This window comes from Trueperaceae bacterium, assembly GCA_036381595.1.
In the GTDB taxonomy this organism is placed as follows: domain Bacteria; phylum Deinococcota; class Deinococci; order Deinococcales; family Trueperaceae; genus DASVCN01.
Genome location: DASVCN010000014.1, coordinates 35,442 through 53,658, shown reverse-complemented (window position 1 = coordinate 53,658; position 18,217 = coordinate 35,442). Strand labels below are relative to the sequence as shown.

The window sequence follows — 18,217 nt, the reverse complement described above, 5'->3', positions numbered from 1 at the left end:
CCCACCCCGAGCGGCTCCCGCAGCCGGACGGCAGCGGTTGGGCCGGAAACGGCAATCGGCTAGTCAGCTTTCTCGGAATCATTCCGAGGGGTGGTACACTCGGGCTATGAGCACGAGTGGCAGCGCGATCGATGTGGCCCGCCTGCGCGCCGACTTCCCGATCCTGGAGAGGGAGATCAACGGTCACCCGCTCGTCTACCTCGACAACGCCGCCTCGTCCCAGAAGCCCCGGCAGGTGATCGAGGCGATGGTCGACTACTACTACCGCCACCACGCCAACGTCCACCGTGGGGCCCACACCCTCGCCGTCGAGGCGAGCGACCTCTACGAGGGAGCCCGGGTGAAGGTCGCGCGCTTCATCAACGCACCCGATCCGGCCTCGGTGATCTTCACCCGCAACACCACCGAGGCCATAAACCTGGTCGCCGACAGCTGGGCCAGGCACAACCTGAGGACCGGTGACGAGATCGTCATCGGGGTCGCCGAGCACCATGCCAACCTGGTGCCGTGGCAGCGCGCGGTCGAGGAGCGGGGCGCCAGGCTGCGAGCGGTCCCTCTCACTCCCGACCATCGCTTCGACATGGACAGCTACCGGGAGATGCTGAGCGACAGGACGCGGCTGGTGGCCACGTGGCACATGAGCAACACGTTGGGCGCCATAAACCCGGTGAGGGAGATAGCCGATCTGGCGCACGATGCAGGCGCTCTGGTGCTGGTCGACGGTGCTCAGGCTGCTCCCCACATGCCGGTCGACGTGCAGGCTCTGGGGGCCGACTTCTACGCGCTGAGCGGGCACAAGATGTGCGGACCCACGGGTGCAGGCGCGCTCTGGGGCCGGGCCGAGATCCTCCGCGAGATGCCCCCCTTCCTAACCGGTGGATCGATGATCAGGCGGGTGGAGATAGAGGGCAGCAGCTTCGCGGACATCCCCATGCGCTTCGAAGCCGGCACGCCGAACATAGCGGAGGCGATCGGGTTGGGGGCCGCGATCGACTACCTCGAGGAGATCGGCATGGAGCGGATCTTCGAGCACGATCGGCGCCTTCTCGCCTACGCGCTGGCGCGGATGCGGGAACTCGAAGGCGTTACCCTCTACGGGCCCGAAGGGGAAGACCGTGGCGGCATCATCGCCTTCAACGTGGACGGCGCTCACCCGCACGACATCGCTACTGTTCTCGACCAGGAGGGGGTCGCCGTGAGAGCCGGGCACCATTGCGCTCAGCCGCTCATCCGCGCCCTCGGTACCCAGGCGACCGCCCGAGCAAGCTTCTATCTCTACAACACCGAAGACGAGATCGACCGCTTAGTCGCGGCGGTCGTCAAGGCACGCGACTTCTTCGCCGCCTTCGCCTGAGTCAAGTCACCTCGATAGGAACTGGAACAAGACATGTCCCTGCTCGACAGCCTCTACAAGGAGATCATCCTCGACCACTACAAGCGCCCCCGGAACCGAGGCGAGCTCGAGCCGCATACGGTGCGCCAGGAGGGGCTCAACCCGTCGTGCGGGGACGAGCTCGAACTCTTCCTCCTCATCGACGACGACAAGGTGGCCGAGGCGAAGTTCATCGGCGAAGGGTGCGCGATCAGCCAGGCGTCGGCGAGCATGATGACCCAGGCGCTCAAGGGGTTGAGCGTGGCCGAGGCGCGCTCGCTGGCCGCCGATTTCAAGGAGATGATCCACGGAGGGGAGCCAAGCGACCGGCTGGGCGACCTCAAACTGCTCCAGGGCATCAGCAAGCTGCATGCCCGCGTCAAGTGCGCGACCCTGCCTTGGGTCACGCTCACAGAAGCGTTGGACAGCGCGCAGGCCAAAGAGCAGCAAGCGAAGTAGCCGAGTCGTTGCCGGGATAGAGGACTTTCCAGGCGCCGCCACCGCCCGAATCGTCTTAGCAATTGGACATGGCACAGCTAGATAGCAAGTCGGCTCCGCCTTGGCTTTTCGACGAATTCCAGGATTTCGGCTGGTCGGATAGCGAAGTCCTGGAGTCGTACGACAGGTTCGCGAACGTGGACCCGGAGGTTGAAAGGCAACGGTTGATCGAACTGGGTGTTTCGGCTTCCGACACGATCATCGATTTCGGATGCGGCACCGGCGCCCTCACCTTGGAGGCGGCCAAAGTCTGCAAGAGCGTGATAGCAGTCGACGTATCGACAGCCATGCTCGATCAACTACGGGAGAAGGCCAGGAGGCTCCACCTCCACAATATCGAGTACGTGCATCAGGGACACCTTACCTACGAGCATCGAGGCGAACCGGTCGACTTCGCGTTCACCCAGCGAACCCTGCATCACCTTCCCGACCTTTGGAAAGTCAGGGCCCTTCAAAGGATCGCGGACGTACTGAAACCAGGCGGAAAGTTGTTCCTGCGTGACATCCTGTTCTCATTCGAGCCGAGCCGGGCCGACGAGGCGATCGAGGCCTGGATCGACAGCCGTCCGGCGGGAAGCTTCCCTCGTGAGTTCTTCGAGCACGACGTGCGCGAGGAGTTCATCACCTACACCTGGTTGCTGGAGGCGATGCTGGATCGAGTCGGCTTCGAGATCGAGTCCGTGAAATATGGCAAGTGGCAGGCGTACGCGAAGTACGTCTGTGTCAAGCGCTGAAGCCCCCTTGCCTACTGGCTCTTCTCGGTTGCCGCTTCCGGTGCCGCAACCTGTTTGGGTTGACCTTCCGGAGCGCTGCGGCTGGCGCCCGGATTGTCGAGGCTCCGTTCGAAGGCGCGCAGCAACCCTCTGAACTGCTCGCGGAAGAGCTGCTGCTCCCGCTCGAGCCGACTGAGTTCGGCGCGTGCCGACCGCAGCCGCGATTCGGCTTCACGCAGCAGGTTGTTCCGCTGCCCATCGGCCTCACGCAGGATCAACGACGCCTCGTGCTTGGCGTTCTCCTTGATCTCGTTGGCTATCCGCTCGGCGGCTATCACCGCCCGCTTGAGCTCGACCTCGCCGACCTGTAGGTCCTCGATCCGTTCGTCGCGTTTCTTGAGCTCGTCGCGAAGCCCCTGGTTGTCGCGGAGGGTTTCCTCAAGCTGCTGCGACACGCGTTCCAGGAACTCACGCACCTGACGCTTCGAGTACCCGCTTACCGAGGTGGTGAACTCCATGTGCTCGATGTCGAGCGGGCTCAGCTTCACGCGTCGCTCCCGTCGAACAGAGCGCTGCCAACCCTTACGATCGTCGCTCCCTCTTCGACCGCGACTTCGAAGTCGTTGCTCATGCCCATCGAGAGTTCCACCAGGCCGAGTTTATCACGCAGCCCTCGGAGGCCCCTGAACACCGGTCTGGCCTGCTCCGGGTCGTCGTAGTGAGGAGCCATCGTCATCAACCCGGCCACCTGCAGATTGGGCAGAGCCCGGGCGTAGGCAACTAGCTCGGCCGCTTCCTCGACCCCGATGCCCAGTTTGCTCTCCTCCCCGGCGACGTTCACCTCCACCAGCACCCGGAACCGGTGGTCGCTCCGCTCGCCGTACGCCTGCAGAGCATCGGCGAGCCGCCGCGAGTTGAGCGAGTGGATGGTGTGGAAGGGGAGACAGTACTTGATCTTGTTTCGCTGCAGGTTGCCGATCAGATGCCACTCGATGCCGCGGCCCGTGAGTTCTGCCTCCTTGGCCCGCCACTCCTGGAGCCGACTCTCTCCCAGAACCAGGCAGCCTTCGTCCACGACCCTCTCCTCGATCTCGGCGACAGGATGGCCCTTGGTCACGGCTACGAGCTTCACCTCGGACCGCTCACGACCGGCCCGTTCGCAGGCCGCCGCGATCCGCCGTCGTACCTCGTCGATCAAGCCTGCAGCTCCGGCAGGACGGCCCGCACCAGCCGCCGGAACTTCTCGCCCGAGCGTTCGGCCATACGCACCACTTCATCTCCGCTCACATGCTCGTGCGAATCGGGCAGAGCCATGTCGGTGATGCAGGAGAGGCCGAGCACCCTGACTCCTTCGTGTCGGGCAACGATCACTTCGTGGACGGTCGACATGCCGATCGCGTCGGCGCCCCAGTTGCGATAGGCCCGCAGTTCGGCGCGCGTGGCGTAAGCCGGGCCGGAGATGGCGAGGTAGACGCCCTCTCTGAGGGTGATACCGAGGCGCTCCGCGGAGCTGCGGGCGAGCCCCGAGTAGTCGCTGTCGTAGCAATCGAACATGACGGGAAACCTGGGCCCCCGGCTTCCGTCGTTGGGTCCCAGCAGAGGGCTCGTTCCGGTGGCGTTGATGAAGTCGGTCTGGAGCATCAGGTCACCCGCCCGCCAGCTCGGTTCGAGCCCACCGCAGGCGTTGGAAACTATGAGACTCCCCGCGCCCAGCTCGTGCATGAGGCGCACCGGGAAGGCGACCTGGGCCGCGCTGACCCCGTCGTAGAGGTGCACCCGTCCCCTCATCGCCACCACCCGCCGCCCCTCCAAGGATCCGAGGTAGAGCTTGCCGGAGTGGCCCGGTGCGGTGGAACGGACCATCCCCGGGATCTCCTCGTAGGGAACGATGGCGTCGACGTCGATCTCGTCGGCAAGCGGGCCGAGGCCGGAACCGAGGATGAGCGCGACCTCCGGCACCAGCGAGCTCTCCTTTCGGACGCGGGAGAGGGCCTGGGCCAGAGGGGTATCGAAGGGGTGGTGCATGACGCCATGATAACCAGCCCTCCTTGGGCGGCTCGGGCCGGAAGCGCGGCTACAGCGCAGGTTTCTCACACAACTCCTCGGTTAGACTTGCGTCATGCCGTTACGTCGTGCTGTTCTCGTCGTCGTTGTCATGCTTTCCGCCTGGGCTGCCGCACAGTCCGAGGCGGGCGGCGAAACCCTCGCCGGGGTGCGGGTCGAAGGCACCGCCAGCTACGCGGACATCGTGCGCGTGGTACTGGAGTCGCGGGCCGGCCGTCCCGTCGAGGAGGTCGATCTCGAGGCGGAGCGGAACCGGGTCTACGCCCTGGGGACGTTCAGCGAGGTGAGCGTTTCGCTGGAGGACTCGAACGACGGACCGGTGCTGCTCGTGCGGGTGGAGGAGAATCCGCTCATCAGCGAGGTGCTCTTCGAGGGGGCAGAGGCGATCCAGGCCGAGACTCTCAGGATGGCCCTCGAACGAGAACACCTGTTGGCGCCCGGCCGCGTCTACAACACGGCACGGGCCGAGGAAGCCCTCTCGACCATCCAGCGGCTCTACCGGCGGCGGGGCTTCCCTTTCGACGTCCCCGTGAGCCTGGAGGTGCAGGAGGTCGAGGCCGGCGGGGAGGAGCAGCTGAGGCTCGTCTTCGAGGTGAGCGAGGCAGCTCCCGTCGACGACGTCGTGGTGGAGGAGTCGTCGGTACTGGAGGAAGCGCCTCTGAGGCAGCTGTTCCAACCCCTGGTGAGCACGGGCGAGTTCGACTTCGACCTCTACGTTCAGGCGGTGCAGCGCGTCGAGCAGCTCTATCGGGATGAGGGCTACCGCTTCAGCGGCGTGGACGTGGGGGCCAGCTCGCTGCAGCAGGGGATCCTCGAGGTGGCGTTGCAGGAGGCGCGCATCGCCTCGATCGATACCAGCGCCATCGGAGTCGATCCGTCGGAGCTGAGCGTCGAGGTCGGCGACCTGTTCAACTACGACCTGCTGCTCGAGGACGTGCGGCGACTGGCTCGAGGGCGCAGCGGCGACGTGCGGATGACGCCGATTCCCACGAGCGACGGGGACGTGCGAGTGACCTTCCAGCTCGGCCCGCCGGAGACCGCCGGTCCCGTCGAGGATATCGTCTTCGAAGGGAACACCGTCGTCTCGGACGAGGAGTTGCGGGAGGTGCTGGCGCTTGAGGTGGGAGACACCTTCACCTCCACGCTCGCCCGCGAGGATTTCGATCGGATCGTCCGGCGCTACCAGCAGGAGGGCTGGGTGGTCCTGCCCGAGCCCGACTTCAGCTACGACGAAGGTACCTACATCCAGCGGATCACCGAGGTTACGGTCGCCGGCCACGACGTCACGTTCGAGGGCGAGCAACCCAAGACGCACGAGTTCGTGATCACCCGCTACATGCCCGAGGTCGGAACGGTCGTCAACCAGGAGGAGATCAGGGCATCGCTGCGGCAGATAGCGCGCTTGGGCGCCGTAGAACCGGTCAACGTGAGGTTCGTCCCGACCGAGGATCCGTCGCAGGTTCGTCTCGACGTCGTCGTACGGGAGTTGCGTACCGGCCTCTTCACGCCCAGCGCTCAGTACGCGACCGACTCGGGCCTCTCGGCATCGCTCTCGTTCAGCGAAGCGAACTTCCTGGGGCGGGCCCACAGCGTGGGCGCGGAAGTCAATCTGCAGACTTCCGACATCGGCCTGATGCTCGGCGGTTCCGTCCGCTACAGCATCCCCTGGCTCTACATCGACGCCTACGACTTCCGGGAGGTCCCCACCTCGGTATCGGCGTCCCTGTTCAGTGTGGTGGCGACCAACCAGCTCCTGACCGCAGATGGCTCCACCCGCGCGCCCTACCCGGGACGGCCCGATACCGAGGCGAACCGGGTGCTTGTGGGCGAGTACGCGCAACGCGACACCGGTCTCAGCTTCTCCGTCGCGCGGCCGGTCGCCGACTTCACCAGCCTCCGCTTCAGCGCCCGAGCCTCTATCACCGACTACAAGCTCGAGCCGCCCGAAGTGGAGTGCACCTTCGACGACAGTGGGAGCCTGGAGAACGCCGACCGCTGCGCGCTGCCAGAGGCGGCTGCCGATGACTTCCTGCCCCAGGGCGGCCTCAACAGCTTCATCAGCACGACGGTGAGTTACGACGATCGCGACAACCCCGACTTCCCGCGAAGCGGCATCGCTGCCTCTGCTCTGGTGGGCTTGGGGATCGGTACCGACTACCGTGATCCTGCGAGCGGGCAGCAGCAGTCGTACGCCTACCAGCAACTCGAGTTCGGTGTGAAGACCTACGTGCTGTTGGCCGACATCGCGCCCGAGGAGATAAGCGACCCGAACCACGTGCTGGCCTTCAGGATCAACGCCGGACATCAGTTCGGCACCAACTACCCCATCTCCAAGCGGTTCCAGGTGGGCAAGAGCATCAACGACGCCACCGCGATCCGCGGCTACACCGTGGACGATTTCGACCTCTCCCGCACCTACGCCACCGCTTCGATGGAGTACCGCTACGACTTCGGCCTCGATACTGTCGCCACCCAGACGGTGATCGGCATCGTCTTCGTCGACGTAGGCTGGGCCTCGAGCGTGCCCAACTTCCCCGAGTACGGCGCCCCGCTGTTCGCGGGCGCCGGCGTGGGCGTGCAGGTCAACCTGGGTTTCGGAGGCGTCCTCCTACCGGCGCTCAGATTCGACTACGGTTTCAGCCAACGGAACCCCACAGGGGAGTTCCGCTTCCGGGTCGGCCCGGTCTTCTAGCGGAAGACCAGGCCCTCAGGTTCACCAAGGGCGGGGCGTGCGGTTTTGCCGACTGCGGTCTACTCCCCGGCGATCGACCTCAACCTGTCTATGTCGGTGAGCGCGATCTTGCCGTATCCGGCTTCGATCGCGCCAAGCCTGCCCAGTTCACCCACCACCTTCGTGACGGTCTCGCGCACCGAGCCTACGGCAGCCGCCAGGTCGTCGTGGGTGATGTGGATGATCTCGTAGCCGGCGTCGTTCCTGCCGGCTAGAGCGCTCTCCCGTAGGTCGAGAAGTTCCGCGGCGATGCGCGAGCGCAATCGTTTGCCGGATAGACGGTGGAGGGACCGGTAAAGTCCCTCGACGGCGTGGACCAGATCGGTCGCCAGCTCGAGGTTGTCCTCGGCCTGCAGAACCGCTGGGCTGATTACCTCTATGTCGCTCTGCGCGACGGCCTCGGCGAAGTACCTGCGCGGTAGTCCGGCGATCGATTCCTCGCCGAAGTACCCGCCTGGCTTTACATAGCGAAGCGTTAGCCCGTTTCCTTCGTCATCAACTGTGTGCACGCGGACTAGACCGCGGTGTACTCGATAAAGGTTCTCAGGCGCGCCTGGGAAGAGTATTACTTCGCCGGGACCGAACGAGTGAATATCGGTGTATTCACGTTGGTCGACGGTGTCGCTCATCCGGGCCCCCTCCGAGCCGCACACCACGGCGCACGGCAGCGAATGTCGCTCCACCGAATATAGCGGCCGTCGGAGACGGGAAAAAAGTGACACGTTACCAACTGGATCGGGGTGGAGCACTACTTCGACGAAAGCGTGTCGGTCACAATGGCCCGGCTAGGTAGGATGCCCGCTGCCACGAGTCCTCCAGCTAGATGCTCGACCGGGCAGTAGTCGAGGCCGTGGATCGGCCTGCCGCTTTCGCGCAGGTTACCTGTGCGGGGGATCGAGCTTTCCCTACACGTTGAACAGGAAGTTCACCACGTCCCCGTCCCGCATGACGTACTCCTTGCCCTCCGTCCGCAACCAGCCCTTCGCGCGAGCCCCTGTGATCGACCCCGCCTCCACGAGCCTGTCCCAGGCGATCACCTCGGCGCGGATGAAACCGCGCTCTATGTCGCTGTGGATCTCTCCGGCCGCCTGCGGCGCCTTCGTCCCACGCCTCACGGTCCAGGCCCGCACCTCCTTCTCGCCCGCCGTCAGGAACGTAAGCAGACCCAGCGCGTCGTAACCCTTGTGGATGAGACGCTCGAGTCCGGGCGCCTCGAGCCCCAGGTCGGAGAGGAACTCGCTCGCCTCCTCGTCGCTCAGGTCGCTCAGCTCCTCTTCGATGCGGGCAGAGATGACGACGACCTCGGCGCCCTCCTTCTCGGCACGCTTGGCTACGGCCGAAACGTGCTCGTTCCCGGCCATCAGGTCCTCTTCGGAGACGTTGCAGACGTAGATCACCGGCTTGGCGGTGAGGAGGTTGAAGTCCGCGGGTAGTTCGATGTCGGAACTGCGGGCAGAACGCCCCTCGCTGAGGTGGGCGATCATCGCCTCACACCGCTCCACCAGCAGGGCATCTTCCTTGTTCGCCTTGGCGCTGCGGCGCAGTTTCTCGAGCCGCTTCTCCAGGGAGGCGATGTCGGCCAGCGCCAGTTCGGTGTCGATCGTGTCGATGTCGACGATGGGATCGACCCGGCCGGCGACGTGCACGACGTTAGGGTCTTCGAAGCAGCGGACGACGTGCGCTATGGCCGCGACCTCGCGGATGTTGGCCAGGAACCTGTTGCCCAGGCCCTCACCCTGCGAGGCGCCCTTCACCAGTCCGGCGATGTCGACGAACTCGACGGTCGTCGGAACGACCGGTGGCTCCTTGCCATCTTTCCGGTAGAGGTCCCGTAGCGCCGGCAGGCGCTCATCGGGGACCGCGACCACGCCCACGTTCTTGTCGATGGTCGCGAACGGATAGTTGGCCGCCTCGACACCTGCGCGGGTTATTGCGTTGAACAACGTGCTCTTCCCGACGTTGGGAAGGCCGACAATACCGATTCCGAGCATGAGAACTCCAGTTGGCCGCCGCTGCCGTCGGGCGCGGCGTCCAAGGGCGGAGTATATCAGGGGTGCGTGATATCCTCCCGTCCATGGCCGGCGCTCCCGAACGTATCAGAGCCGCGGGAGTTCCACGCGATCCCGGCCCTGTCGGGTTCCGCAGTAGCCGCGGAGAAGCGGGTCGTTCCGTTCCCTTCCGCGTAGCTTTGCTCCAAGGACTGGCCCCCGACGGCGGCCTCTACCTGCCAGAGTCGATCCCGCCGCTCCCGGAACGGTGGCACAGCATCGAGTCGTTCCCCGACCTCGCGACGGAACTGCTTGGCGGCTGGCTCGAGGAGCCGACGGGTGACGAACTTGCCCGCCTTATCGCCGACGCGCTCGACTTCCCAGTGCCGCTGGTCGAACTGTCGGAGGACCGCTACGTAGTCGAACTGTTCCACGGTCCAACGCTCTCGTTCAAGGACTTCGGCGCCCGGACGATGGCGCGTCTGATGAACCGCTACCTGGAGGGAAGGGGGGAGAGGCTAACCATCCTCGTCGCCACCTCCGGCGATACAGGCTCGGCGGTTGCCGACGGCTTCTCGGGCCTCGACAACCTGCGTGTCGTGCTCCTCTACCCGAAGGGGATGGTCAGCGAGGTCCAGGAGCGGCAGCTGATCGCTGAACGTCCCAATCTCACCAGCCTGCGAGTGCGGGGCACCTTCGACGACTGTCAGCGGCTGGTGAAAGGGGCGTTCGTCGACCCGGCCCTCGAGGGAGTGCCGCTCTCCAGCGCCAACTCGATAAACGTGGGTCGTTTGCTCCCGCAGCAGTGCTACTACGTGTGGGCGGTAGCCGAACTCGTTAGAAGCACCGGGAGCGACAGGGAGCCTCTGGTAGCTGTGCCCAGCGGGAACCTCGGCAATCTGACGGCCGGCCTGCTGGCCGCCGCGGCAGGGCTGCCGGTGAACCGCTTCCTCGCCGCGCACAACGCCAACGACTTCTTCCCCAGGTTCCTGGCTGGCGCGGCGCAGGCCTACCGTTTCGGCGAGACCGTCAGAACCATCTCGAACGCCATGGACGTAGGCTCGCCCAGCAACTTCGAGCGGCTGGACCGGCTGTTCGGCGTGAGCATGACGGAACGCATCAGCGCTACCTCGGTGAGCGACCAGGCGACGCGAGAACGGATGCGAGCGACTTTCGAGGAGGACGGCTACATCGCCTGCCCCCACACCGCCGTAGGCTTCGAGGCGGTCGAGCGGTATCGCGCCGGAACGGGTGACCGCCGGCCCGCGCTCGTCCTCGCCACTGCTCACCCTGCCAAGTTCCCGGACGTCGTCGCGCAGGCGACGGGCGTCTCGGCCCCTTCGAGCGAGCTGCTGGAACGCCTGCGCGACGCCCCGCAGCGTGTCCAGGAGATCGAAGCGGAGGCCTCTAGCCTCAGGCAGGTCCTGCTCGACGGGCAGAGGTAGTGACGCCCGTCCGTAGACGAGGCGGACCTCTCTAGCAGGCCATCCCCGACGTCCCTGCAATCTGGGCAAACAAGTGGACGCCCGGCCCTCGCTATAGTGCCCATTGGTCGCCTAACCCAGGAAGGTGCGACCGCAGGGGTCGGGCGGTTCCCCGATACTTCGACACGAGCTGCAACCGATCGTGCCGCCGGGACCATGAGCCGGAGGCGGGAGGACCCATGCCGGAAAAACTCGAGAAGAGTGGAACGAGACGACGAGTGAACGAGAAACGCGGCTCCGCTGCAGTTGCGAAGGAGAGTGGCGTAGAGAACGGAGAGGTCGATCAGAAGGAGCTCGAGGGTTTGCGTGAGGACCCGGCAGTTCAGAAACTGCTGCAGACGGCGCGCGACGTGGGCCTCGTCTCACGTGCCGCCGTGGTCAATGTGGCCCAGACGATCGCGAGCGAAGAAGAGGACAGCGAGAGCGAGCGGAAGCTAGCCGTCCTGCTCCAGCAGGAGGGCGTCGTGATCGAAGAGTTGCCCGAAGAGGAGGAGCTCGACGACGACGCCGAGGATGACGAGGCGCTGGCTTCTGACGACGATGACGAAGGGGACGAGGCCGCCGACGAGGAGGCCGAACGCCTCGAGCTCGAGGAGCGGGCAGATTCCTGGACCCGCGACAGCGCCGCCACCGGCGATCCGGTGCGCCAGTACCTGCAGGAGATCGGTCGCGTCAAGCTGCTGACGCTGGAGGAGGAGATCAGTCTCGCGAGGCGCATCGAGGAGGGCGAGGCAGCCCGGGCGAGGCTCGAAGAGGAGGCCTCCACACTCAGCGACCGTGACCAGCGGCAACTGAAGCGGGTGGTGGAGGACGGTGACATGGCCCGCCAGCACCTGATCGAGGCGAACCTGAGGCTGGTCGTGTCGGTAGCGAAGAAGTATCGCGGGCGCGGGATGGGCTTCCTCGACCTGGTGCAGGAGGGGAACCAGGGCCTCATCCGTGCGGTCGAGAAGTTCGACTACCGTCGTGGCTACAAGTTCTCCACCTACGCCACCTGGTGGATCCGCCAGGCCGTGAACAGGGCCATCGCCGACCAGGCCCGCACTATCCGCATCCCGGTGCACATGGTCGAGACGATCAACAAGCTCACCAGGATCAGGCGCACCCTGCATCAGGAGCATGGCGAGGAACCGACCTGGGAGCAGATCGCCGACGCGATGGGTCCGGAGTGGAACGCCGAGAAGGTCGAGGAGGCTTTCCGCCTGGCCCGCGAGCCGTTCTCGCTGGAGACGCCGATCGGTGACGAGGAGGACTCGTTCTACGGCGACTTCATACCCGACGAGAACGTCGAATCGCCGGTCGATCAGGCATCGAAGATCATCCTCTCGGAGGAACTCGACGAGGCTCTGGGCAAGCTGAACGAGCGTGAGGCGATGGTGTTGAAGTTGCGTAAGGGCCTGGTGGATGGTCGCGAGCACACGCTCGAGGAGGTGGGCAGCCACTTCGGGGTGACCCGCGAGCGGATCCGCCAGATCGAGAACAAGGCGCTGCGCAAGCTCAAGTACCACGAGAGCAGGACCCGCAAGCTCAGGGACTTCCTGGAGGGCTGAGCCGGCGTCAGCCAGCGCTGGCGCGCCGTACTCCTGGACCTACCGCCCGACTTACCGCCTGACCACGAACGGTCCGGTCTCGTCCTCACCCAGGTGCACCACCCGCATCTCGCTCATCAGCTTCTGGAGGTGAGCGAGCAGGGTGGCCTCGGCCGGCCCCCGTAGCCCCTCGGCGAGGTCGCCGTAGACGGCCTCGCGCAGTGCCTCCAGTCGCAAGGGCTCCTCGAGAGCGAGGAGGACCTGCTCCTCCCGATCCAGGCGGTGGTCGCGTGCCTGATCCAGGCGCCCCTTCGGATCCCCGATCAGGTCGCCGTGGCCCGGACCGAGCGTCTGCAAACCTTCGATGTCAGCGATCCGCTCGAGCGAAGCCAGGTAGGCTTTCATGTCGCCCTCCGGGACCCCGACCCATACCGAGGCGCCGCCGGCAACCAGGTCCCCGCACAGCACGACACCGGAATCGGGCAGATGGAAGCAGAGATGCCCAGGGCTGTGACCGGGAGTGTGAAGCGCCCTGATCGTCAGGTCTCCCACGGTCAGCACACGCTCGTCGGTCAACGCCCTGGCGCGGTCCGAACTGAGGCGGGGCAGTTCGAGCGGATGGACGTAGAGAGTAGGTTCGTCGAAGCGGCTCGCCACCGAGTCCAGACCTCCGGTGTGGTCGCCATGGGTGTGCGTGAGCAGGACTGCCTTCACCAGGCGGACCCCGGCGCCGTCGACGAGCGCGCCCAGCTCATCGATCGATCCTTCCCCGTTGAACCCGGGATCGATGATCACCCCCACCCCGTCGTGGGCTACCAGGTAGGTGTTGGTGGTGTCGAAGGGAGGCAGGGTGCTGCTCTCGAGTGGCAGGCACCATACGCCCGTCGCTACGCTCCGAGCGCTCACATCCCTCGCAGGTAGCGCAGAGCGGCTTCGAGCGCTTCGTCGGCGTCCGCGGGTATGTCGGGTTTGACGCCCTCTCCCTCCCAGGTTGGCGCGCCGATAGGGGCCAGCACCCCGGTAGCTATCCACGCCTGGGAGCCGTCGCGCAGGCAGAAGGGGAGAACCGCCTCGACGTTGCCCGCGGTCGGCTCGCCTACGATAACGGCCCTCTGGGCCTGCTGGAGGGCACCGGCCAAGCCTTCGGCGGCGCTGTTGACCCGGCCGTCGGTGAGTATCGCCAGCGGCAGTTCGGTTTCGACGGCGCCGATGGCGGGATAGGGGATGGGCAGCGACCAGCGGGTCACCACCCGCCAGAGGAAGCCGCGCGTGAAGATCCCGGCCAGCTGCATCATCTCGACGAGCCGGCCGCCGGGGTTCCCGCGCAGGTCGAGGATCAACGAATCGGCGCCGGCCGATACCAGCGTGCCTACCACGTCCCGCGTGTCCGCGGCGATCCACGGAGAGGCCAGGTCCGGAACCTTCAGGTAGCCCACCTGGCCGATGAGCCGGAAACTCACACGGCCGATGTTCGCGTTCGGATCGCTCTGGGCCAGCACCGGCAGGCAAGGGAGGTCACCGTACTCCTCGCGAATCTCCGCGACCCGCTCGGGTGGCACGAACACCGAATGGTCGTCGTCGAGCTCCTCGTACATCCGCTCCAGCACGTCGTAGAACTCGTCCTCGCTGGCTGCGCCGACGGCGTCGTCGCGGTACTCTTCGCCCACCGCCTGCCAGTCGATCTCCTCGAGGCTCCAGTAGCGCTCCGCGACCAGGCTCCAGGCCCGCTCGAATCGTTCCGCGTAGTTGCCCTGAGCGACGGCGCCAGAAGCCAGGAGGCACAACAGGCAAGCGATGAGAAGGTGTCGGCGACTCAACTCGCTCGTCAACCCTGCACTGCTTCGAGTTCTTCGGCGTGACTGTCGAGCTCCTCCGCAGTTATCGGGTAGCTCTGGGCACCTACCATGGTGGTGTTGAGGGCGCCGGCGATGTTGCCGAGCCGGGCGGCATGCAGGAGGTCGTCGCCCCGCATGATCGCGTGGGCGAACGCGGCCGTGTAGTAGTCGCCGGCGCCGGTAGAGTCGACCACACCGTCCACCTCGAACGCCTCGATCAGCTCGGTGAGTTCCGGAGTGATGACGATCGAGCCCATCTCGCCCACCTTGACGATCACGCGTTCGATGCCGTGGGTACGAAGCCCCGAAACGGCGTCGGAAATCGAGCTCTCGCCGGTCAGGGTGTAGAGCTCCCGCTCGTTCATCAGCAGGTAGTCGACCTCCCGCACCAGTCCGATGAGCCGGTCACGCAGGGCGTTCACGGCGCCCGAGCCCATGTCTATGAAAGTGGTGACGTTCGCCTTCGAGGCGTACTCGAGCGCTCTCACCGCGTACTCGCGCTGCCGCCCGGCGACGAGACTGTAGGCGCTCATGATCAGCGCGTCGCACTCCTCGAGGTCGGCCTGCGTCAGAGCCGCCGAGTCGAGGTAGCGGGAAGCGCCCGCGGCCGAGATCATCGTTCGTTGCGTATCGGGGGTGATCAGGAGTGTCACGCTCGATGTCTGCAGCCGTTCGTCGACCTGGATCATCGACGTATCTACTTTGGCCGCTCGCATGTTCATCAGGGCCAGCTCGGAGAACGGACCCGTGCCGACTCTGGTCGCGATCTTCACCGGGTTGCCCATCCTCGCCAGGGCGGTCGCGATGGTGCCGCCGGCACCACCAGGCTCCATGACCGCTCTCAGCGCGGTGACCTCTCCTCCGGGCTCCGGGAGTTCATCAACAAAATACATCTGGTCGACGGTGGCGTCGCCGACAACGAAAAACTTACACATCTACCCTCTCCGACGTCGGTAGGTATCCGATTAGCGCTTGCGCAAGTATAGCCGATTTGCCCCCTTGACCTACGCCCTGGCATGCAATTCTCTCTGCAGGTTGCGGTAGGTTTCCAGGTCGAGCTGCTCGCCTCTGACCCGGCTGTCGAGCCCCAGTGAGGCGAGCGCACCGTTGACGCGCTCCCGCTCGTACCCCGCCATCTGCAGGTTCTTGGCGAGCGTCTTGCGGCGGTGCCTGAAAGCGTCCTTCACCAGGTCGAAAAGCTCCGGCTCGGGTCGAGCTTCGGGGCGCACGTCGAGACGCACTATCGAAGAGGTGACCTCGGGCGGCGGGTAGAAGGAACCGGGAGCGACGTTCCTCACGACACGCGCCTCGGCGAAGTGACGGGTCATGAGGCTCACCGCCCCGTACTGCGGGGTTCCGGCGGCGGCAGTGAGCCGCTCGGCTACCTCCTTCTGCACCATCACCACCAGCCTTGTGAACCTCCCCGACTCGAGCGCCCGGACGATCAGGCCGGTGGCGATGTTGTATGGCAGGTTGGCGACCAGCACACTCCTTTCGGGGAGCTCACCGAGGTCGAAGGTCATGGCGTCCCCGAATCGCAGTTCGAGGTTGGCGGCGTCACCGACCGTCTCTTTCAGCGGCTCGAGCAGCCGCCGGTCGAGTTCCACGCTCACCACGCGCCCGGCGCGCAGCGCCAGTTCCCGGGTGAGCACACCGAGTCCGGGCCCCACCTCGAGGACCGTTTCGTCGCGGGTCAGGTCCGCGGCCGTCACGATCGCCTGCAGAGCGTGGATATCTACGAGGAAGTTCTGACCGAACGACTTGTCTGCCCGCAACCCGAACTTCTCGAGCAGCGCGCGCACGCTGCTGGGCGCGTGCAGGGCGCCCCCCATCTGGTCAGCCGACGTTTTCGCTGATGATCGCTTCGAGCTGCTTCGCGGCCTCGTCCAGGCCGATGTCCTGCACCACGGCGAACTCGCTCGCGAGCATGCTCTTCGCCGTCTCGAGCACCTCGCGCTCGGTGGCGGCGAGACCCTTCTCGATGTCACGCTTCGAGAGCAGGCCTATGAGCCGCGCCAGATCGTAGGCGCTGCCGGCAGCGAGGATGTCCTGCTCCGCGCGGTAGCGAGGCGGCCACTGGTTCGGCAGCGAGAGGTCGCCCTTGGCAAGCGCTTCGCTGAGCTGGGCGATCTCATCCTTGCCGACGGTGTGGCGGAGACCCACCTCCTGCCCCTTCCTGAGCGGAACCAGAACCTCCATGTCGCCGCGAATGAACACGATCTTCAGGTACTCGTGCGTTTCGCCGAGCACCTGCCGCGTGGTCTTCTCCTGCACCAGCCCTGCCCCCTGCGAGGGGTACACGACGTGATCACCCACTTGAAATGTCACCGGTTCCTCCAACCCAGAGAGTACCATAGCCGCCCCTGCCCCCGATTTCCGTTACCACACGCGCTATCGGCCGACCGGCGGTGATCAGGTGACCCTGGTCCAATACTCCATCCATGCCTGGAATGTGATGAAGGCGAGTGTGGACGTGCCCAGGAAGACGAACAGCCAGGCGCTCCCCAGCACCCCGATGAGCTGCTCGCTGTCGGTACGTCTGCGCAACGCCCAGGTCAGGAGCGCCGCCAGGGTGAGGGTGATCACCAGTTCCGGCACCGAACCGAAGAGGGCGGAGTGGATCGGTTGCGGTAGCCGGCTGCGCAGCGCGGCGAATGCCAGCATCGCCAGCAGGGTCACGGCCCCCACGGAGATGCCGGAGATCGTCGAGTTGGCGGCTGCCTCCAGTCGAACCATCGCCGCGGCCACTGCCCAGAGCAGTGGTGAGAGGACCATGGCTATCAGCACTCCGGCGAAGAGCGCGCCGAGGAGCTGGCCGGCGAACGCCTCCCAGAAGTTCCACGGACTCCACCCCATCGCGGCTGCCACCCTGTCCCGCAGACCCGGCCGGAAGGGTGTCGCGTCGGTTGCGCCGTAGACGACGCGGAGACCGCCGACGGTGGGCCCGTACCAGGCGAGGAAGTGCGAACCGCCGGTCTCTACCAGTTCTCCACGCGTGATGGTGGTGGGCGACCAGCTCACGTTCACAGGCTCTTCACCGGATGGGAGGAATCGGCGGCGGATCGAGAAATCGCCGGCCCAGTAGATTCCGCCGTCGCTGGAGATGCCAACGGGGGAGCCTCGGCCCACGTTCACCGTTTCGATTCCGGGGCCGCCGTAGAGGACCTCTCCGTCGGGACCGGGCCACAGCACCCGGACCCCCTCGGGGGTGAGCTCGATCGCCACCTCCGACTCGTTGCCCTGGTAGCGGGCGAGTCCCAGTTCGACCGCCCGTCCCACCTGTCCGTTCGGCTGAACGGTCGTTACGAAAGCGCGCCACTCATCCGACGGCCCCAGGACAGCGCCGCGATGCGTGAAGCCCTCGAGCCAGGCGACGTGGGCGACGCCCTGCTCGTCGAACCGGGCCACGTATTGCACCAGTGAAATGTCGCTGCGTCTCACCACCGTGCTGTCGCCGTTCCAGCTCATCAGCCTGAGTACGTTAGCGCCGGCTTCGTCTTCGAATCGGGCGATCAACAGAGCCGGTCCGGAGGGAGCTTCGACCAGGCTGAGGTGGTAGGGCTGGTGCGCCTCCAGCATCATCCGCTCCTCACCCCTCCAGCGCACCCAGTGTTCGGTCTCGGTGCTGGTGAGCGCACGCCTGGCCCAGGCAACCGCCGCACTCCCGTGGACCTCGGCGGAGGCCAGTTCGCGGACGCCGCGACCTTCGACGATCTGGACCGTCTCGCCGGTCCCGGGGAATTCCCGCGAGTAGATGCCGCTGTTGTCCGACCAGTACAGAGTGGCGCTGCCGCCTGAACCGGCCAGGTCGACCCGGGTCGTCCCGTGTGTCCGGGCGATCTCCACGGGTCGGTCGAAGCCGCCGCCAGCCGCGTACGGTTGCGCGAGGGCGGGAACGCCGAGGATCGACAGGAGCGCCGCGAGCAGAAGCAACGATCTCGGGGACAAGACTGTCACAGCCCGAGAAGTATACCCGCGCGGAGGTGCCGCGAAGGTTGCAGGC

General features: G+C 65.8%; 17 protein-coding genes. 6 read left to right on the top strand and 11 right to left on the bottom strand.

What is annotated here, in order from left to right:
* Positions 1-106 precede the first annotated feature (106 nt).
* From VF168_03890 to VF168_03880, 3 genes are all read left to right on the top strand, one after another.
* On the top strand, positions 107-1,354 hold the full coding sequence (locus VF168_03890) for a cysteine desulfurase (GenBank protein ID HEX7003308.1): 1,248 nt from the start codon (positions 107-109) through the stop codon (positions 1,352-1,354).
* 33 nt (positions 1,355-1,387) lie between these two features.
* A complete protein-coding gene (locus VF168_03885; protein ID HEX7003307.1) occupies positions 1,388-1,831 on the top strand; it encodes an SUF system NifU family Fe-S cluster assembly protein in 444 nt (147 codons plus the stop codon).
* A gap of 68 nt (positions 1,832-1,899) precedes the next feature.
* Entirely contained in the window at positions 1,900-2,604 is a 705-nt protein-coding gene (locus VF168_03880; GenBank protein HEX7003306.1) for a class I SAM-dependent methyltransferase, read from the top strand.
* Positions 2,605-2,615: 11 nt separating this feature from the next.
* Here VF168_03880 and VF168_03875 read toward each other — a convergent pair whose 3' ends face one another.
* Genes VF168_03875 through VF168_03865 form a run of 3 tightly spaced genes read right to left on the bottom strand, consistent with a single transcriptional unit; the run spans position 2,616 to position 4,608 of the window.
* Positions 2,616-3,131 carry a DivIVA domain-containing protein gene (locus tag VF168_03875; GenBank protein ID HEX7003305.1) on the bottom strand — a complete coding sequence of 172 codons (516 nt, stop codon included), beginning with the start codon at positions 3,129-3,131 and terminating at the stop codon, positions 2,616-2,618.
* Positions 3,128-3,781, bottom strand: coding sequence for a YggS family pyridoxal phosphate-dependent enzyme (locus VF168_03870; protein ID HEX7003304.1), 654 nt, complete (start codon positions 3,779-3,781; stop codon positions 3,128-3,130). The genes VF168_03875 and VF168_03870 overlap by 4 nt, the downstream gene beginning before the upstream one ends.
* Entirely contained in the window at positions 3,778-4,608 is an 831-nt protein-coding gene (locus VF168_03865; GenBank protein HEX7003303.1) for a purine-nucleoside phosphorylase, read from the bottom strand. Before VF168_03865 ends, VF168_03870 begins: the two co-directional genes overlap by 4 nt.
* Before the next feature lie 94 nt (positions 4,609-4,702).
* Here VF168_03865 and VF168_03860 point away from each other — a divergent pair, with 94 nt between their 5' ends.
* Positions 4,703-7,339, top strand: coding sequence for a POTRA domain-containing protein (locus VF168_03860; protein HEX7003302.1), 2,637 nt, complete (start codon positions 4,703-4,705; stop codon positions 7,337-7,339).
* A gap of 59 nt (positions 7,340-7,398) precedes the next feature.
* On the opposite strand, the gene VF168_03855 is transcribed toward VF168_03860, so the two are convergent.
* Entirely contained in the window at positions 7,399-8,007 is a 609-nt protein-coding gene (locus tag VF168_03855) for a helix-turn-helix domain-containing protein (protein HEX7003301.1), read from the bottom strand.
* Between the two features lie 276 nt (positions 8,008-8,283).
* Positions 8,284-9,369: a redox-regulated ATPase YchF gene (ychF, locus tag VF168_03850; protein HEX7003300.1), complete on the bottom strand. Its 1,086-nt coding sequence runs from the start codon at positions 9,367-9,369 to the stop codon at positions 8,284-8,286.
* An 83-nt stretch (positions 9,370-9,452) separates the two neighbouring features.
* Here ychF and thrC point away from each other — a divergent pair, with 83 nt between their 5' ends.
* Together thrC and rpoD are read left to right on the top strand one after the other, a co-directional pair.
* A complete protein-coding gene (gene thrC / locus VF168_03845; GenBank protein ID HEX7003299.1) occupies positions 9,453-10,811 on the top strand; it encodes a threonine synthase in 1,359 nt (452 codons plus the stop codon).
* A 218-nt stretch (positions 10,812-11,029) separates the two neighbouring features.
* Positions 11,030-12,400 carry an RNA polymerase sigma factor RpoD gene (rpoD, locus tag VF168_03840; GenBank protein ID HEX7003298.1) on the top strand — a complete coding sequence of 457 codons (1,371 nt, stop codon included), beginning with the start codon at positions 11,030-11,032 and terminating at the stop codon, positions 12,398-12,400.
* A 51-nt stretch (positions 12,401-12,451) separates the two neighbouring features.
* Here rpoD and VF168_03835 read toward each other — a convergent pair whose 3' ends face one another.
* The 6 genes from VF168_03835 to VF168_03810 all read right to left on the bottom strand — a co-directional run bounded on the left by VF168_03835 (position 12,452) and on the right by VF168_03810 (position 18,171).
* Positions 12,452-13,285 (bottom strand): MBL fold metallo-hydrolase, encoded by an 834-nt coding sequence (locus tag VF168_03835; protein HEX7003297.1) that lies wholly within the window; start codon positions 13,283-13,285, stop codon positions 12,452-12,454.
* Positions 13,282-14,196, bottom strand: a complete 915-nt coding sequence (locus VF168_03830; protein ID HEX7003296.1) for a S41 family peptidase — start codon at positions 14,194-14,196, stop codon at positions 13,282-13,284. Before VF168_03830 ends, VF168_03835 begins: the two co-directional genes overlap by 4 nt.
* A gap of 8 nt (positions 14,197-14,204) precedes the next feature.
* The gene (locus tag VF168_03825) at positions 14,205-15,149 is read right to left on the bottom strand and encodes a carbohydrate kinase family protein (protein HEX7003295.1); all 945 of its coding nucleotides are present in this window, start codon (positions 15,147-15,149) and stop codon (positions 14,205-14,207) included.
* Between the two features lie 69 nt (positions 15,150-15,218).
* Positions 15,219-16,046, bottom strand: coding sequence for a 16S rRNA (adenine(1518)-N(6)/adenine(1519)-N(6))-dimethyltransferase RsmA (gene rsmA / locus VF168_03820; protein ID HEX7003294.1), 828 nt, complete (start codon positions 16,044-16,046; stop codon positions 15,219-15,221).
* Positions 16,047-16,050: 4 nt separating this feature from the next.
* Positions 16,051-16,542, bottom strand: coding sequence for a CarD family transcriptional regulator (locus VF168_03815; GenBank protein ID HEX7003293.1), 492 nt, complete (start codon positions 16,540-16,542; stop codon positions 16,051-16,053).
* 84 nt (positions 16,543-16,626) lie between these two features.
* Positions 16,627-18,171, bottom strand: coding sequence for a hypothetical protein (locus VF168_03810; protein HEX7003292.1), 1,545 nt, complete (start codon positions 18,169-18,171; stop codon positions 16,627-16,629).
* Positions 18,172-18,217 lie beyond the last annotated feature (46 nt).